Raw genomic sequence first — 15,840 nt, forward strand, 5'->3', positions numbered from 1 at the left:
GCCGCGTGGCCTGCGGGCAAAGACCCGATACCCGTGTTAGCCGCGTTCGGGCAAGACCCGTTCCAGCATCCCCCGGAGTGTGCCCTCATCTTCCCAGTCCAGCCGGACCGGCAAGGTCATGACCTTTTGGCGGAAGCTGCGCGGCAGGCGGACGGCGTCTTTTTCGGTTGTGACCATCTGCGCCCCCAGCGCCTTGGCCTCTAGCTCCAGCCGGGCCATCAACGCGTCGCTTAGCGGCTGGTGGTCCGACAGCGCTTCGGCGCGCAGCAGCTCAGCGCCCTCGGCGCGCAATGTGGCAAAGAACTTCTCTGGCCGTCCGATACCTGCGAAGGCAAGCACGCGCTGGCCTTGCCATGACAGGCCCATCTGCAAGGGCTTTAGCTGCGCTGCCAGCACCGGGACCGGCGCGCGGTTTGAGGCGCGGAACGCCGCGACCTGATCTGAGGTGCCAATCGCAAGCACCCCATCGGCCCGCGACAATCCCGCTGCGACGGGTTCACGCAACGGACCGGCGGGCAGGACACGCCCATTGCCAAAGCCAAGGGCGGCATCGACCACAACCAAGGACAGATCTTTGCGCAAGGCAGGGTCTTGGAAGCCGTCATCCAGAATCAGCGCCTGCGCCCCGGCGGCCAAGGCCGCGCGCGCGGTCGCGACACGGTCGCGGCCCACCCAGACAGGGGCAAATGCGGACATCAGAAGCGGCTCGTCCCCGACATCGGCGGCGCTGTGCTGGCGTTCGACCACCTGCAACGGTCCCTGCAACCGCCCACCATACCCGCGCGACAACACATGCACTGTCACACCCATAGCTTGCAAAATTTGCAACAGCGCGATGACCGTCGGTGTCTTGCCGGTGCCACCGATATTGATATTGCCAACGCAAATTACCGGAACATCGGGATCAAAGCCGACAGGGCGGGCCACGCGCCGCGCGGTCGCGGCCGCATAGACCGACCCCAACGGGGCCAACAGGCTGGCCAGGACAGACCTTTCGCGAAACCAGAAGCCGGGCGGTTGCATCCGCATCACTCCCGACACGCGGCCAGAAGGGCCGTGACAAGCGTTTCCGTCGCCTCTGACCCTTCTGACACGATCTGCCAACCACGATGCGCCATCTCTGCCGCCTGCTCGGGGCGCAGGACCGCGCGCATCATGGCGCCAAGGGCCGGCGGGCGTGTCAGACGCCGGGTCGCGCGCCGCTCGGCCAACAGATCGAACGCCGCAGCAAACTGCCCTTTTTCCGGCCCGTGAACGATCGCGCAGCCAAGGCCAGCGGCCTCCATCGGGGAAAAGCTGCTGCCTTTCGAAAAGCTGCCGCCCATGTAGCAAGCCACAGCCAGACGATACCACAGACCCCGCTCACCTTCGGTATCGGCGATATAGACCTGCGTTTCGGGCGTGATCGGATCATCGCGCGACCGCAGTGCCATGGTAAACTGATGCGCGAAACGGGCGTAAAGCTCCGGACCGCGCATCGGGTCGGCGGGGTGCAGTATCAGGGCCAGACGGTGCGATTCGCGCAGCGCTTCCTGCTGAACCGCAATAACGCGTTCCTCTTCCTCTGGCGGCACACCGGCGGCCAGCCACACGGTCCGGTGGCGCAACGACTCTGCCAGAGTCTCGCGCTCTGTCTCATTGCATTTCAGCGCCAAGGGCACTTGCGACAGGGTGCCGATCACCGACAGCCGCTCATCCGCAAATCCGGCCTCGCGCCACAGCGCACGGGCCCGCTCGGTCGCCAGAAAGACATGCGACACACGGCTGAACGCACGCCGCTTGTAGCCGGGGGTCATGGACCAGAACCCCTCTGCGCGCGGCACAGCCATCTCTGCCAGCAGAACCCGTGTCCCCTGTTTCGCAAGCGGCGCCACCACCCCGGCAGGCAAGCTGCGCGCGGCGATCAGCGCGGCACCAATGCGGGTTTTCGCCGCCAGTTTGCGCCCCAGCGCAGCGCCGTCATCAGCACATGGCAGACACAAACGGCGTGGGATTTCGGCGGGTGGGGGGCACGCCTGCGGGTAGATGAGCAAGACCCCGACTTCCTCATCCGCCTGCAAGACCGCCTCTGACAAAGCGGTCAGTTTTTCCAACCGCGAAGGGCTGTCGCAATGCAGCCAGACAAGCGGGCTGCCAAGCCCCGCGACCAGCGACATCCCGTCTTCACTCACCCTGTGATCTAGCCTGCCGGTCAAACGCGCCGCGCCTCTACTTTGCCAATCCGCCCAGCCTGCGCGCCATCAGGGCCATGTGCAAGGCCGGGTTGGCCGCGATCACACCATTTGCGCGCGGGTCTGCGGTGTTGAACACAAGCGGGTCGCCCTGTCCATCTGTGGCTGTGCCGCCAGCTTCCGCAAGAATAAGCGCGCCCGCGGCAATATCCCAATGCCACGCGGGCTTGAGGGTTAGCATAGCATCGAACGCGCCTTCTGCCGTCAATGCCATGCGCCAAGCCAGCGCGGGGCGGAAATGCTGGCTGACACCGGGAACCCCGCCGGGCCAAAGCGCCGGGTCAAGCTGGCTGCGCGCAGTCAGAACGCGCGCGCCCGCAACGGTATCGGACACGACAATCGGCGCGCCATTGCAAAACGCACCCTGCCCGCGCGCCGCCGTATAGGTCTGGCCCAGCCGGGGCAGGTGGATGGCGGCGGCCAGGGTCTGGCCGTTTTCGACCACGCAGACAGGGTGCGCAAACCCGTCTTTTCCATCCAGATAGGCCCGCGTTCCATCCAGCGGGTCCACGATGAATACGCGGTCACGGCGCAGGCGGTCGGGGCTGTCGGGCGACTCCTCCGAGAGCCAGCCATAATCGGGCCGCGCGCCCAGCAGCAGCGCGCGCAACGCCGCGTCAATCTCCAGATCGACCTCTGACACAGGGCCTTGCCCCTGCCCTTTGTCCCAGACGCGCGGCGCACGACCGAAATGGCGCAAGGCGATCTCGCCTGCCGCCATCGCGGCCTGCGTGACCAAACCCAGATCGTCAGTCGCCGGCAAGGGTCATCCCCTCGACCAGCAGCGACGGCACCACATGGCTGACATGCGCGCGCGCGTCGTTGGCCGGGATGATGCGGCCCAGCATATCGCGCAGATTGCCAGCAATCGTGCATTCATTGACCGGATAGGCGATTTCGCCGTTTTCCACCCAGAACCCGCTTGCCCCGCGCGAATAATCGCCGGTGTTGGGGTTTATGGTGGACCCGATCAGCGACGTTACCAGCAGCCCCGTGCCCATCTGCGCGATCAGATCCTCGCGGCTGGCGTCGCCTTGCGTCAGAGCCCAGTTGGTTGTGCCGGGGCTGGGTGGCGCAGAGGTGCCGCGCATCGCACTTGCCGTGCTTTCCAGTCCCAGTTTGCGCGCCGAGGACAGGTCCAGAACCCATCCCTGCAAGATCCCGTCGGCCACCAGATCGCGCATACGCGTTTGCAGGCCTTCAGCATCGAACGGGCGCGAGGCGCTGGCGCGCGGGCGGTGCGGGTCTTCGTGAAGCGACAGCCCCTTGGGCAGCACCTGTTCGCCCATCGCATCGCGCAGCCAGCTAGAACCGCGCACGACTGACGCGCCGTTGATGGCCGCAACCAGATGACCGATCAAGCCGCTGGCAATGCGCTCGTCATACAGAACCGGATAGGCGCCGGTTTTCGGGCGGCGCGCCCCGTGGCGGGCGACGGCGCGTTCGGCGGCAAGGTGCCCGACATCCTCGGGCGCGGGCAGATCGGTTTGAAAGACACGCCCCTCGCCGCACCAGTCCCGTTCCATCCCAGAGCCTTCGCCACTGATGGCGACACAGCTGATATGCCGTGAACTGCGCGCATAGCCGCCGCTGAACCCGTTGGTCGCGGCCAGCCAGATCGCCTGCTGGCCATACGCGGCAGAGGCCGATTGAACCTGTGTCACGCCACCGACCGCAAGCGCAGCAGCCTCTGCCCGGCGCGCATCCTCTTGCAACGTCGCGGGGTCCGGTTCGGGCGCGGGGTCCAGCATTTCCAACCCATCGGCGCTGCGCAGCATGGCAAGCTGATGGCTTTCGGCCAGCCCTGCATAGGCATCTTCCGGGGCTTCGCGGGCCATGGCCACAGCGCGGGCAGCCATTGCGGCCAAGGTCTCTGGCCGCGTGTCCGACGCGGAAATACACGCCTGCCGTTGCCCGACAAATACACGAAGACCGATCTCCAGCCCTTCGGACCGTTCGGCCTGTTCCAGCCCGCCCTTGCGCACGTCAATCGACACCGAGCGCCCATCCACGGCAATGGCATCGGCGGTATCGGCTCCGGCCTTCTTTGCGGCGCTCAGCAGGGACTGTGTCAGGGGCGCAAGCTGGGCTGTCATATCGGGCTTGGGCATAAAAGCTTCCTTTTCGGGCAGAACTTGCCTTGATCTAGTGCCACAGGGCGCGAATTGGAATGCCGCTGGACGGTCTTTTGCGCAGCTTTCGGGTCGGCTCGGTGCCGTGGCTCGCTTTATAGCGCGCAAGACCCTGACAAAAGGCCGCCCCGATGTCTCTTTTCGCGCTCTTGCTGTTTTTGCTGCCGCTGGCCTACAGCCCCGGCCCCGGCAACCTGTTCTTTGCCGCACATGGCGCGCGCTTTGGCTGGCGTCGGACTATCCCCGCCTATCTGGGCTACCATATGGCGACCCTATTGGCCGCGCTGGCCGTCGGGGCCGGTTTGCTGCTGTTGACTGGGCCAGTGCTGGGGCGAGTTCTGTTATGGGTCGGCACCGGCTACGTGCTCTGGCTGGCGCTCAAACTCTGGCGGTCCAGTGCCGTGACCCGATTGGACAACACCCATCAGGCCACATTGTGGGACGGGGCGGCGCTGCTTGCCCTGAACCCCAAGGCATGGGCGATCATGGCGGCCCTCTTCGCGCAATTTCCGTCGGCGGATACCATGACCGTGCTGGCGGTCGCGTTGGTCTTCACGCTCAACAACGCATTGGCCTTCGCCCTATGGGCAGGGCTGGGCCAGTCGATCCTCGCGCACATGACCTCTGAAACGCAGGTCCGCGCCGTAAACCGCGGCTTTGCGCTTATGTTGGCTGTTGTAGCGCTTGCGATGGCGGCGGGCTAGCCCGCTACCACCATCCCGAACGACAATTGCGCAACTGCTGGTCATACATCACGGACCGCGTGGCAACCCGGTCGGCCACCTCCAGCAACCACGGTTTCGAATTGTACGTCCCTCTGGAGAAGCCTGTATGCCCGTCGTGATAGGCCAGATACAGATTGCGCGCATCGTTCAGCGCAATACCATTGCGCTCGCGCGACTTGTTCGAATACCAGCCAACAAAGTCCGTGGCATCGCGGATATCGGTGCGGTCGGCACGGCGGTTTCCGGTTTCGCGGCGGTATTCATCCCATGTGCCGTCAAGCGCCTGTGAATACCCCATCGCAGAGCTTTGCCGCCCCAGCGGGATCACGCCAAGTGCATAGCGCACAGGGGTTTGGGCATCGCCGATGAACCGGCTTTCTGCATGGATAATCGCCGCCTGAACCGCGACCGGTACGCCCCACCTGCGCTCTGTAGCGCGCATGGCTGCGAAATACTTGGGACGCTCGGACGACATAGCGCAGGCATCGTCCAGATTGCGCGGCGCGGAAAAATCTTTGCCGCCACATGCGGACAACAACACCGCAAGCGCGATGAAAAGGGGAAATCTGCTCATGTTTGCCTCGGTATTTTTTTAGTAGTTTAACCGGTTGGCGAAAAAAAGTAAGCCCCCGCGCCCGTGCGGCGTGGCGACATTGTCGAAAACGTGACCAGCGCGGCGGCTTTCACCGCTCTTAACACTCTCTTCAGACCCGCCTGATAGGCTTGCGATTGGGTAGAATAGGTGGGTGGCTATGGAACGTTCTGACAATGTCAGGCCGATTATCATCAAGCGCAAGAAAGTCGTGGTTGGTGGCGGGCATCACGGCGGGGCATGGAAAGTGGCCTACGCCGATTTCGTGACGGCAATGATGGCATTTTTCCTTATGCTGTGGTTGCTCGGCTCAGTGTCGGATGACGAACGCAAGGGCATCGCGGATTACTTCTCCCCGACGTTCGCGATCGACAGCCAGTCATCGGGTGGCGACGGTGCGTTGGGCGGCACATCCATTTCAACTGTCTCCTCTGTAACCGACAAAATCGCAACGGCAGAGGCCTTTCAATCCGAATCTCAGGCGCTGCAAGACGTGTCCGACGCATTTGCAGCTCTGGCCGGCGAAAGCGCCCATGCCGAACAATTGCTGAAACACGTTAACATAAGATTGACGGATGAGGGCCTCGTCTTCGTTCTCGCCGACATTCCCGACTCCCCGCTGTTCAACCCGGACACTGCCACGCCGCGCCCGGTGTTGGAGGAGTTGACGCGCCTGATGGCGGACGCCATGCGCGTTGTGCAAAACCCCTTGGCAATCGGGGCGCATTCACAGTCATTTCCGGCGGTGCTGCGCAGCAACCCGGTCTGGCCCCTGACCCTCCAGCGGGCGGACGCCATGCGCGAGTTGCTGCTTGATCGCGAATTCGCCCCTGCCCGCCTGCAACGGTTGATTGGCCATGCGGACCGAACGCCTGCGAACCCCGACAACACAATGGCACCGGAAAACAACCGGTTAGAGCTGACATTGCTTCGGACGATAAAGCTCTGATCCGCAGTTAGGGGGAAATTAACACGCCGTGTGGATAGTCGGAGGAAGAATCAACCACACGACGGAGCGGCTATGAGTATCACGTCTTCCCTCAATGCGGGCATTTCGGGCCTGCGTGCCAATGCGACGCGCCTATCGACCATCTCGGACAATATCGCGAATTCGGCAACCTATGGCTACAGGCGGGCACAGACGTCGTTCCACTCCATGGTCATCGGCAGCGGGTTGGCAAATCAGGGCGCCTACAGCGCGGGTGGCGTGCGCAGTTCGACCCTGCGGCTTGCCGACCAGGGCGGTGCGTTAATCGGCACCCAGAACGCCACAGACATTGCAGTCAACGGGCGCGGTTTCTTGCCGGTCACTTCCGAACTGGGCGCGCAGCTCCAGGATGGCACGGCCCCGATGCTACTGACGACAACGGGGTCTTTCCGGCAGGATGCGAATGGCTATTTGCGCAATCCGTCGGGCATGGTCCTGCTCGGTTGGCCCGCGGCCGAAAACGGCACCGTGCCACCAAATGTGCGCGACAACACCAGCGGGTTGCGGCCAATTCAGGTGGCCATGAACCAACAGGCATCTTTCCCGACCAGCCGCATAAACATGTCCGTAAACCTGCCCGCCAGCGAAACCCTGCCAACAGGGGCGGGCGACCCGTCCTTCCTGTCTGTGGCCTATTTCGACACACTCGGCCTGCCCGGCACATTAGAAGTGACCTTTCAACCAGACGGTGCCGCAAATTCCTGGACCATGAGCATTGTGGACCAGACCAGCGGCGCCGCGGTGGGCGAATACCAGCTTGTGTTTGACGATACGTCCGGCAGCGGCGGAACGCTGGCCTCTGTCACGCCGCTTGGCGGTGCCTCGGCCTACGATCCCGTTTCAGGAAGTGTCGATCTGACCATTGGCACACAACAAATCAACCTACAGCTAGGCCGTTTGGGCGAAGCTGGCGGCTTGACGCAACGCGGTGCAACCTTTTCCCCTGCCGGCGTTGCGCAGGACGGGTTTGGCGCTGGCAACCTGATCGGGCTGACAATAGATGCCAGCGGCAATCTGGACGCAGTCTACGATCAAGGCTTCCGGCGTACGCTCTACCGGGTTCCGTTGGTGGACGTGCCAAACCCAAATGGTTTGACCGCAGCCAACGACCAATCCTTCCAGATATCCCGCGACAGCGGCGCCTTTTTCCTGTGGGACGCGGGCGACGGCCCGGTCGGGGAATTCGTGGGGTTTGCCCTTCAGGAATCGGCAACCGACGTCGCAGAGGAACTCACCAACCTAATTCAGACCCAGCGCGCGTATTCGTCAAACGCCAAGGTCATCCAGACCGTCGATGAAATGTTCCAGGAAACCAACAACATCAAACGGTAGTTTGATGCGCAGATAGAATCGAGGGGGCCATGAGCCTTGGACTAGCAAGCAATTCCGCGATGGGCGGGCTACGGCTTTCAGCATTGGGCACGCGTCTGGTTGCCGAAAACCTTGCCAACGCCGAAACCGAGGGCTTCGGCCAGCGCAATCTGGTGCCATCCAGCACGCTGGTAAATGGACACAACACGCCCATCCAGAGGGTGGCAGACCCGGTGCTGCTTGGGGCCACACGCCGCGCCGAAAGCACACACATTCATGCAGATGTGCTGAACACTGGTCTTGCTGGACTGGAGCATGCATTCGGCCTTCCGGGAGAGGCCGATTCGCTCAACGGCCTTGTCACCTCCCTCGCCTCCAGCCTCCAACAAGCCGCAACAACGCCCGACTCCACGGCCGGCTTGCAAACCGTCGCGCAGGATGCCACGCGCCTCGCGGCGAAATTCAACCGGACCGAACTGCAGATACAGTCCATCCGTCAGCAGGCCGACGACTCAATCGCCAAGGATGTCGGCACGTTGAACGACGCTCTTGCCCGGGTGGCCGCTCTGAACAAGGACATCCAGCGACAGATGCTCTTGGGCGGCGACCCGAATGGCTTGATGGATGAACGTCAACGCGTCGTGTCAGGCATCGCCCAGATCATTCCGGTCACAGAGATTCCGCGCGAAAACGGTCGCATCATGCTGCTGGCCGCCAATGGTCAGGTTCTTGCAGAGAATGACCACGCGCAATTCGGCTTTGCACCAACCATCGGCATTGGCGCGACCGACAGTTTGGCGAACGGTGCACTTGCTGCGGTCACGCTGGACGGGCGCGCCCTTGGCCCGGACAGTGCAATTACGCAATCCGGACGCCTTGGTGCAAATCTGGAGCTGCGCGACACAATCGCACCCGGCGCTCAGACCCGGCTGGACGCACTCGCCCAAGACCTGCTGGCCCGCTTTTCAGGCCCCCAGGCTGACACCACCTTGTCTCATGGTGAGTTTGGGCTGTTCACACTGCCCGTGGCGACAACCTCCCCCGCCGACGCCACGGGGCTGGCAGGAAAGCTAAGCCTGTCGACCCGGTTTGATCCGGTAACGGACACTGGCCTCTGGCGGTTGCGAACCGGGTTGAATGCCGTGGCGCCGGGTCCAACGTCGGACCCCGCGAATTTGACCCGGATGGCCGAAGCGCTCGACAAATCGACGACACTGTTTTCCGGCACTCCGGCTCACGACCTGACAACACATGTCGCGGCACAGGTCTCCGCGCTTGCGACGGCCAGGCTGCAGGCCGAAAACGACCTCTCCTTTGCGCAGGCCCATCACACAGCCTTGCAAGAGGATTTTGCCCGAAGCGGGGTCGATACCGACACTCAAATGCAACGTCTTCTGACGCTCGAACGCGCCTATGCCGCCAACGCGCGGGTGCTTTCGGCGGTCGATGGCATGATGCGCAACCTGCTGGAGATATGATATGTTTCAGATTGGAACCGGCGATCACGCCCAAAGCCTGATGCTCCGGCGCACAGGCAGCTCCCTGCGCCAGACAGTGTCGCGGCTGACGGCAGAGCTTGCCTCGGGCCAAAACTCCGACAAACCGCGTGCGCTGGGTGGCAATCTACTTGAGCTTGCCAATGTGGAACATGGTCTTGCGCTATCTGCGCAACACGCGACATCAGCGCGGTTGGCTGTAACCTTTCTTGAGGCGCAACAAAATGTGGCCGATCAGATCGGCCAGATCACCGAGCGCGTGTCGCTGGACTTACGGACGAGCGCACAGGCATCGGGCAAGCTTGCAATGGCGGATGCGGGCGAACGCGCCAAAGCCGGGTTCGAAGATGCGATCGGGTTGTTGGGGACCAAAATCGCCGGTCGCCATGTTTTTTCCGGCGTCGCCGGGGATCAACGCCCATTTGCCACGCCTGACGACATCCTTGGTGCCGTCGCTGCAAGCGTGCCACCCAATGCATCACCCACCGACATCAAGGACCATGTGACCGCATGGTTCGCCGAAGGCGGGCCCTTCGAGAGTGTTGCCTATACAGGTGCCGACGCCGCTGCCAACGCGACCGCTCTCGGGGACGGGCATTCCGTTCGTTTCGACGTGACAGGCGCGGACAAGGGTATACGCGACAGCCTCGCAGGCTTGGCGTTGGGCGCGCTCGCCCATACGCTGGAACCCGGCTTGGACCTTTCTGATATGCGAAATCTGCTAAGCGCGGGGGCAAATTCGCTGAGCGCATCAGCAGATCAGCGGATTGCGATGCAAGCACGGATCGGCGCCCAAGAGGCGCGGGCGGCAGACGGCTTGGCCCGAGCCGAAGCGCGGGCTGCCTCGTTGCAGATCATCCGGACCGAACTGCTGGAGGCCGACCCTTATGAGACCGCTACGGCGCTGGAAAGTGCAACCCAGAGACTGGATGCGTTGTACCTTGTGACCGCCCGTTTGTCGCGCCTCTCGCTGACAGAGTATCTGAGATGAATAAGGCATTCTGTATTCTTCTGGTTGCCGCGTTTACCTTCGTTTGCCAGCCCGCAACGGCGACGGTTCGCCTGAAGGACATGGTGGAATTCGACGGTGTCCGCGCCAATGACCTGCTCGGCTATGGTTTGGTGGTCGGTCTGAATGGCACCGGTGACGGTTTGCGCAACGCGCCCTTCACCGAAGATACGATGTCAAACATTCTGGAACGGCTCGGCGTGAACGTAACCGGGGAACAGTTTCGCCCCAAGAACGTCGCCGCCGTGATCGTGACCGCCAGCCTACCGCCTTTTGCAAGGGCAGGCGGCACTGTGGATGTTACCGTCTCGGCAATTGGTGATGCCACAAGCCTGCTGGGCGGCACGCTTGTCATGACGCCCCTGAACGGGGCGGATGGCACGATTTACGCGGTGGCGCAGGGCAGTATTCTAGCCGGTGGCGCGGTCGCAGAAGGCGCAGCAGCGCGCGAGGTGCGCGGCGTGCCGACCTCTGGCGTTATCCCCGGAGGCGCGCGGGTCGAGCGCGAGATAGACTTCTCACTGGCGAGCCTGACAGAAGTGCGGCTGGCGCTGAAAGTGCCGGATTTCTCGACGGCATTGCAGATAGAACACGCCATAAATCTGGAGTTCGCCGCACGGGCAGCACGGATGATGGATTCCGGAACGGTGGTTCTGGAAGTGCCTGCAACGGGCGCAAGGTCGACTGCGCATGCTCTGGCACGCATTGAAAACCTGCGCATTGCGCCCGCAAGCCGGGCCCGCGTGGTTGTGGACCAGCGGTCGGGCACCATTGTCATGGGCGAGGATGTTCGCATCAGCCGTGTCGCGGTGGCACAGGGCGGGCTAACCCTGCGGGTCGAGGAACGCCCATTGGTGGTTCAGCCCAACCCATTTGCCGATGGCGAGACGGTGGTCGTTCCCAGAACCGCCGCCGAATTGGAAGATGCGCCACCGGTGTCGCTTGCCGAAGTCGACGGCGGCACATCGCTCTCGGAAATTGTCGCCGGCTTGAATGCACTTGGCGTCGCGCCCCGCGACATGATCGACATTCTGAGCAGTATCAACGCTGCGGGCGCGCTGCATGCCGAACTGATTGTGCGATAATCCCGCAACGCGGCCCCGGCGGCTTGGGCATGTGGTGTCATCCTGAACCAAGATCAGAGCACGGCCATCAGGACCATTGCGCGGCCCGCCGTCAACGGGCTATCCCTTGGCAGGTTACTTGGGACAGAATTCCACCATGGCACATAAACGCGGACCAACGAACGGCCCGAAAGTCAGCGTGATCCTGCCATTCTACAATGTCGAACGGTATATCGGCGCCGCGATTCAAAGCCTTTTGGCGCAAGATTTTACAGATTTCGAGGCGGTCTTGGTGGATGACGGGTCGACCGACGCTTCGGCGCCGTTTGCGCTGGCCGCAATCGGTCGCGACCCGCGCTTTCGAGTGATCTCGCAAAGCAATCAAGGCCTATCGGTCGCACGCAACACAGGGCTGGACTTGGCGCGCGGCATCTATATTGCCTTTCTGGACGGCGATGACAGCTATGCCCCCGGTTTTCTGTCCGAAATGACCCGAACGCTGGACGGGTCGGGCGCGAATTGGGTCGCCTGTGCGATCCGGCTGGACTATCCCGACCAACCCGGCATTCCGCATTCCGCCATTCATGGCACACCGCAGATCGAAACAGGCGCGCGCAGTGTCGATCTTGCTGACGCCCGCACGATCGCGCGGCATCTGCCATCTGCCTGGAACAAGCTGTACCGCCGCGATTTCATAGGGTCGCTGCGGTTTCCGCCGGGCGCCTTGTACGAGGATCATCCGTTCTACTGGGCGCTTGCCTGTCGCGCCACACAGATGGGCTACCTGCCGCAACCGCTTTACCATCACCGGCGCGGACGCGCGGGCCAGATCACCACGCAGGCCAATCCACAGATATTTCAGCAATTCGACAGGATTGAGGAGGTGCGCACCATTCTTGCGGGTGCGGACAAACACTACAAGCAAGCCGCCCTCTCGCGTCTGGCGACCCGGCTTGTGCACGAGCGGCTGGAACCGGTCACGGACCCTGAATTACGATGCGCCTTTCTGGAACATGCCCGCGGCTATTTCAGCGCGCACGGCCTGCAATGGGACTGGGACGCGGCCGATGATATCGACCTTGGGCTCGCGACGGCCGTTCGCCCGGACTTGCGCTTTACCGCCCTGGTGCAGCGCGGCGCGGGCGAAGATTTGACGCGGGCGGCGCTTGACGCACAACGGCTGTCGGCGGAGCAGATTGTGCCGGTGCCGGACGGTGCACCATTGCAGGTGCTACATGCAATCTTGCCGCAGATCGGCACCCCTTGGGTCGCGATTTTTCAGGCGGGGGACATTCCGGCACCGAATTGGTCCGCCGAAATGCTGCGCACCTTGCAGGGCGACGCGGGCGCCCAATGGGCGGTCTGCGCCACGGTGCACAGCGCCGGCGCACGGGCCGATACGGGTTGGGCGCAGCCCGGGCTACCTTGCGCCGAACCAGCGGCCCTGATGCTGGCAACGGACCGACCGCCGCCCAGCGCGCGCGATGCCGCTTGGACTGCGGTTCTGCGCCACGCGGTCGCTTTCCCGCCTGCGCAAGTTACGGAATCGCTTGTCACACTCACCGCGCGGCCCGTTGACACGCCCATGGCGACATTGCGCCGGTTGCAGGTGTTGCGGGCTGACGGGGTGCTGGAACCCATGCACATGACCGCAGCTTTCCTACATCGCGCCCAACTGGCCGTTCTGGCGCAACCCGGTCGTTTACGACGGCTGGTCGAGGCCCTCAAATGGGGGCTCGTGCGCCGGATCGGGGGCTTGCCGCGCACCAAGCGAGCGGCGCATATCGGACCAAGATTCTGGCGGATGCTTTAGGTCCGATGTCAGAAAAGGTCTGGCCGCTCGGGGAAAAACCTGTGTCTCAACCGTTCGTTATGCGGGGCGTTGAGCGCGCGGATTTCGTCCTGCTGAGCGTCGGTCAATCCCTGCCGTGTCTGACCCGCAAAAACCGGCAGCAGCAGGGTCATTGCAGTTCTATAGGCGACATGCATTTTGCCTTTTTTGTTTTGCCGCGGCAAAACCTTGTTCAGCAGACGCCGCAGTCTGATTTCTTCAACCGATAGCGCGGCATTCTCGCGCTCCGGGCGCTGCAAACCCGCAAGCCCTATCCCCGCAAGATCGCAAAAATCCGCCAGCAAGTCGCCATCGCGCAAGTGGTCGGCGGCCAGGATGCGTACATCAAGGCGGTCCTTCCCGACGGCGTTGACCCACCAGTTCAGCGTCTTCAGATGGTTGATCGTGGCACTTTTGCGCAGATGCTCATCCAAGCTGTGGGTATGCCCGCGACGGATCGCTTCAGAATAGCTGCTCAGGACAAGTTCCTGCTGGCTCCGCAGATATACCAGATAGCGCACGTTGGAAAACCGCGCGGTCAGGAAGCGGTCAAGCGCACAGATCGGCTCGGCGGTTTTCAGCCATGGGTAAATGTGTTCGCTCGACCCGACAAAAACCCGATGCCCGCCCTGTTGCGCAAGCGTGGTATCCAGATGGCGTTCAAAACGCTGCACATAGGCGCGTTGATCCGCATGCGTGTGCAACCCCAGTTCATTCCGTTCATAAGCGGGCGGCACCAGTTTTCCGACCGCGTCCAGGGCCGTGATCGGAAACTCATACTGGCTGCCTGACCACGGAACGAACCGATCATACAGCACACCTTGCTCGGACAAGGCCGCGCGGTTGATTTGCAAAAACGCCTGTATGGTCGATGTGCCGGATTTCGGCATCCCGATATGAATGACTGCCTTCATGTTGCGCCCGCGTAGAAGCTGTCGAGTTGTTCCGCGTGGGCGGAAAGGTCGGTTGGCGCGCGCGCACCGCTCCAATATGCCGTCCAGTCAACGCTACCCGACAGAACGAGGTCCAGAACGCGGGCGAAGTCCGCGGCGTCGCCCGCACGAAAGACAAGCTGCCGGGTGCCCGGCAATTCCTGCGCGCCGCCGCGGTCAGAGGTGATCAGCGGGATATGACGGGCATGCATCTCTAGCGCGACCTGGGGCAGATTGTCTTCCCAAAGGGGCGGCACAATGCCGATATCGGCTTGCGCCAAGATCCCGTCCATCTCGGCGGCGGTGTAGCCGTCATGTCTTTGCAGCCCCGCCAGACGCGGGATCAACGCCTGCAAGCGGGTCATCATTTGCTGCGGCCCTTTGCGGGCGGCAACGGTCAGGTGCAGGCGCGCCAGCACATCGGCGGGCATAACGTGCAGCGCGTCAAGCAAGAACCCAAAGCCCTTATCCGCCCGCATATAGCCCAGATACACCAAACGAAGCGGTGCTTGCCGCACGTCGCGCGGTTTTGTACGCGCCCATTCACTTGCATGACGGGTGCCGATATAGCAGGTCTGAGCCTTGCCGATGCCAAAACCCTTGGCAATGTCGCGCACGCGGTCAGACACGGCCAAAACCGTATCGCAATGGGTGTTGATCAGGCGCACCATCTCGGCCCGGCGCTGCGCAAAATGCCTGCCTGCAGCCGCGTGCGTGTCAGTGTCTGCGGTGGGTGTAGTGGGGGCCGGCGTGTTCCGGCCTCGCAGTGCCTTGAGCATGCGCCACCCCCCAACAAGCGCGGGGCGCAACAGACGATCATATCCCCAGCTACCGGGTGGCGCGCCCAGCTTCGCAAAGGCCCCCTCCACTGCATAGGCCCGCCGGATCGCCATCGGGTTTGGCTCCAGCGGCAGGCATGTGGCACAGCGCCGACCCTGTTCGAAATCCGCACAATGTGCGCGCTCTTGCCACCACAGGTTCACCTGCGGGCAAAACGGGTAATAGTTGTGCAGCGACAACACAAACCGTGTCTCCGGCAGTTCCCTGCGCATTTCCAGAACACGGGCCGGCAACCCTTCCAGCCCGTGGAAATGTATGACGTCATACGGTCCGGTCCGGTGCAGGAACGCGCGAAACAGCGCCTCTGTGGCCGGGTCGCTCAACTGCGCAGGACTGGCGAAATCTGCATGCGACGGGGCGATTGGCCGCGTGTTGACGAATTCATACCGGTCAGGCCCGACAGCCCGCCATTTTGGGGGCGCGGTGGGCGAAATGTCATGGGCGAGCCCCGCGCTTAGCGCGGTGCAGTGGTGCCCGTTCGTCGCGCGTTGCTCGGCCATAAGCGATTGCGCATAGCCCCGGACGCCACCGCCCCGCGCAGCGCGATCCTCTGGGTCCACCCAGTAAAAATGCAGAATTCGCAAATGATCGCCTCTCAGCGCGGTCTTGATATTGCGAGTGTCTCTAGCCCAGCGCCGCACATGCGCGCAAGGGCAAGGCCGGACAGCCAACAAAACGAACCGGTCAAA

The 15,840-nt window shown here is 62.9% G+C and carries 14 protein-coding genes; 7 read left to right on the forward strand and 7 right to left on the reverse strand.

Translation table 11 applies throughout. The features are described 5' to 3' along the window. Nucleotides 1–36 precede the first annotated feature (36 nt). The 4 genes from lpxK to ROE7235_RS06595 are packed head-to-tail and all read right to left on the reverse strand — an operon-like array spanning nucleotide 37 to nucleotide 4,327. Nucleotides 37–1,023 (reverse strand): tetraacyldisaccharide 4'-kinase, encoded by a 987-nt coding sequence (gene lpxK, locus ROE7235_RS06580; RefSeq protein WP_121093906.1) that lies wholly within the window; start codon nucleotides 1,021–1,023, stop codon nucleotides 37–39. A 5-nt stretch (nucleotides 1,024–1,028) separates the two neighbouring features. Beyond that, a complete protein-coding gene (locus tag ROE7235_RS06585; RefSeq protein WP_121093868.1) occupies nucleotides 1,029–2,171 on the reverse strand; it encodes a 3-deoxy-D-manno-octulosonic acid transferase in 1,143 nt (380 codons plus the stop codon). 37 nt (nucleotides 2,172–2,208) lie between these two features. After that, nucleotides 2,209–2,994, reverse strand: coding sequence for a 3'(2'),5'-bisphosphate nucleotidase CysQ (locus ROE7235_RS06590; RefSeq protein WP_121093869.1), 786 nt, complete (start codon nucleotides 2,992–2,994; stop codon nucleotides 2,209–2,211). After that, a complete protein-coding gene (locus ROE7235_RS06595; RefSeq protein ID WP_121093908.1) occupies nucleotides 2,981–4,327 on the reverse strand; it encodes a TldD/PmbA family protein in 1,347 nt (448 codons plus the stop codon). The genes ROE7235_RS06590 and ROE7235_RS06595 overlap by 14 nt, the downstream gene beginning before the upstream one ends. 167 nt (nucleotides 4,328–4,494) lie before the next feature. On the opposite strand from ROE7235_RS06595, the gene ROE7235_RS06600 reads away from it, so the two are divergent. Then, complete coding sequence (locus ROE7235_RS06600) at nucleotides 4,495–5,067, forward strand: LysE family translocator (RefSeq protein WP_121093870.1); 573 nt, start codon at nucleotides 4,495–4,497, stop codon at nucleotides 5,065–5,067. Nucleotides 5,068–5,071: 4 nt separating this feature from the next. Here the strand turns inward: ROE7235_RS06600 and ROE7235_RS06605 are convergent, their stop codons facing one another. Then, nucleotides 5,072–5,662, reverse strand: a complete 591-nt coding sequence (locus ROE7235_RS06605; protein WP_121093871.1) for a transglycosylase SLT domain-containing protein — start codon at nucleotides 5,660–5,662, stop codon at nucleotides 5,072–5,074. 178 nt (nucleotides 5,663–5,840) lie between these two features. Between ROE7235_RS06605 and ROE7235_RS06610 the strand changes: the two genes are divergently transcribed. The 6 genes from ROE7235_RS06610 (at nucleotide 5,841) to ROE7235_RS06635 (ending at nucleotide 13,361) form a co-directional block, all read left to right on the forward strand. After that, a complete protein-coding gene (locus ROE7235_RS06610; RefSeq protein WP_121093872.1) occupies nucleotides 5,841–6,629 on the forward strand; it encodes a flagellar motor protein MotB in 789 nt (262 codons plus the stop codon). A 72-nt stretch (nucleotides 6,630–6,701) separates the two neighbouring features. Continuing rightward, the gene (locus tag ROE7235_RS06615; RefSeq protein ID WP_121093873.1) at nucleotides 6,702–8,000 is read left to right on the forward strand and encodes a flagellar hook protein FlgE; all 1,299 of its coding nucleotides are present in this window, start codon (nucleotides 6,702–6,704) and stop codon (nucleotides 7,998–8,000) included. A 29-nt stretch (nucleotides 8,001–8,029) separates the two neighbouring features. Next, nucleotides 8,030–9,457 (forward strand): flagellar hook-associated protein FlgK, encoded by a 1,428-nt coding sequence (gene flgK, locus ROE7235_RS06620; RefSeq protein WP_121093874.1) that lies wholly within the window; start codon nucleotides 8,030–8,032, stop codon nucleotides 9,455–9,457. Between the two features lies 1 nt (nucleotide 9,458). After that, nucleotides 9,459–10,466, forward strand: coding sequence for a flagellin family protein (locus ROE7235_RS06625; protein WP_121093875.1), 1,008 nt, complete (start codon nucleotides 9,459–9,461; stop codon nucleotides 10,464–10,466). Then, entirely contained in the window at nucleotides 10,463–11,569 is a 1,107-nt protein-coding gene (locus tag ROE7235_RS06630; protein ID WP_121093876.1) for a flagellar basal body P-ring protein FlgI, read from the forward strand. Before ROE7235_RS06625 ends, ROE7235_RS06630 begins: the two co-directional genes overlap by 4 nt. 136 nt (nucleotides 11,570–11,705) lie before the next feature. Next, a complete protein-coding gene (locus tag ROE7235_RS06635; RefSeq protein WP_121093877.1) occupies nucleotides 11,706–13,361 on the forward strand; it encodes a glycosyltransferase in 1,656 nt (551 codons plus the stop codon). 8 nt (nucleotides 13,362–13,369) lie between these two features. Here the strand turns inward: ROE7235_RS06635 and ROE7235_RS06640 are convergent, their stop codons facing one another. Further along, the gene (locus ROE7235_RS06640; protein ID WP_121093878.1) at nucleotides 13,370–14,293 is read right to left on the reverse strand and encodes a hypothetical protein; all 924 of its coding nucleotides are present in this window, start codon (nucleotides 14,291–14,293) and stop codon (nucleotides 13,370–13,372) included. Then, a complete protein-coding gene (locus ROE7235_RS06645; RefSeq protein WP_121093879.1) occupies nucleotides 14,290–15,735 on the reverse strand; it encodes a glycosyltransferase in 1,446 nt (481 codons plus the stop codon). The genes ROE7235_RS06640 and ROE7235_RS06645 overlap by 4 nt, the downstream gene beginning before the upstream one ends. Nucleotides 15,736–15,840 lie beyond the last annotated feature (105 nt).

This window comes from Roseinatronobacter ekhonensis (genome assembly GCF_900499075.1).
In the GTDB taxonomy this organism is placed as follows: domain Bacteria; phylum Pseudomonadota; class Alphaproteobacteria; order Rhodobacterales; family Rhodobacteraceae; genus Roseinatronobacter; species Roseinatronobacter ekhonensis.

Excerpts from the sequence above, each read along its gene's own strand:
- lpxK (WP_121093906.1), bottom strand. The coding sequence starts at position 1,023 with ATGCAACCGCCCGGCTTCTGGTTTCGCGAAAGGTCTGTCCTGGCCAGC.
- ROE7235_RS06595 (WP_121093908.1), bottom strand. The coding sequence starts at position 4,327 with ATGACAGCCCAGCTTGCGCCCCTGACACAGTCCCTGCTGAGCGCCGCA.
- ROE7235_RS06600 (WP_121093870.1), top strand. The coding sequence starts at position 4,495 with ATGTCTCTTTTCGCGCTCTTGCTGTTTTTGCTGCCGCTGGCCTACAGC.
- ROE7235_RS06605 (WP_121093871.1), bottom strand. The coding sequence starts at position 5,662 with ATGAGCAGATTTCCCCTTTTCATCGCGCTTGCGGTGTTGTTGTCCGCA.
- ROE7235_RS06610 (WP_121093872.1), top strand. The coding sequence starts at position 5,841 with ATGGAACGTTCTGACAATGTCAGGCCGATTATCATCAAGCGCAAGAAA.
- ROE7235_RS06615 (WP_121093873.1), top strand. The coding sequence starts at position 6,702 with ATGAGTATCACGTCTTCCCTCAATGCGGGCATTTCGGGCCTGCGTGCC.
- flgK (WP_121093874.1), top strand. The coding sequence starts at position 8,030 with ATGAGCCTTGGACTAGCAAGCAATTCCGCGATGGGCGGGCTACGGCTT.
- ROE7235_RS06625 (WP_121093875.1), top strand. The coding sequence starts at position 9,459 with ATGTTTCAGATTGGAACCGGCGATCACGCCCAAAGCCTGATGCTCCGG.
- ROE7235_RS06630 (WP_121093876.1), top strand. The coding sequence starts at position 10,463 with ATGAATAAGGCATTCTGTATTCTTCTGGTTGCCGCGTTTACCTTCGTT.
- ROE7235_RS06635 (WP_121093877.1), top strand. The coding sequence starts at position 11,706 with ATGGCACATAAACGCGGACCAACGAACGGCCCGAAAGTCAGCGTGATC.
- ROE7235_RS06640 (WP_121093878.1), bottom strand. The coding sequence starts at position 14,293 with ATGAAGGCAGTCATTCATATCGGGATGCCGAAATCCGGCACATCGACC.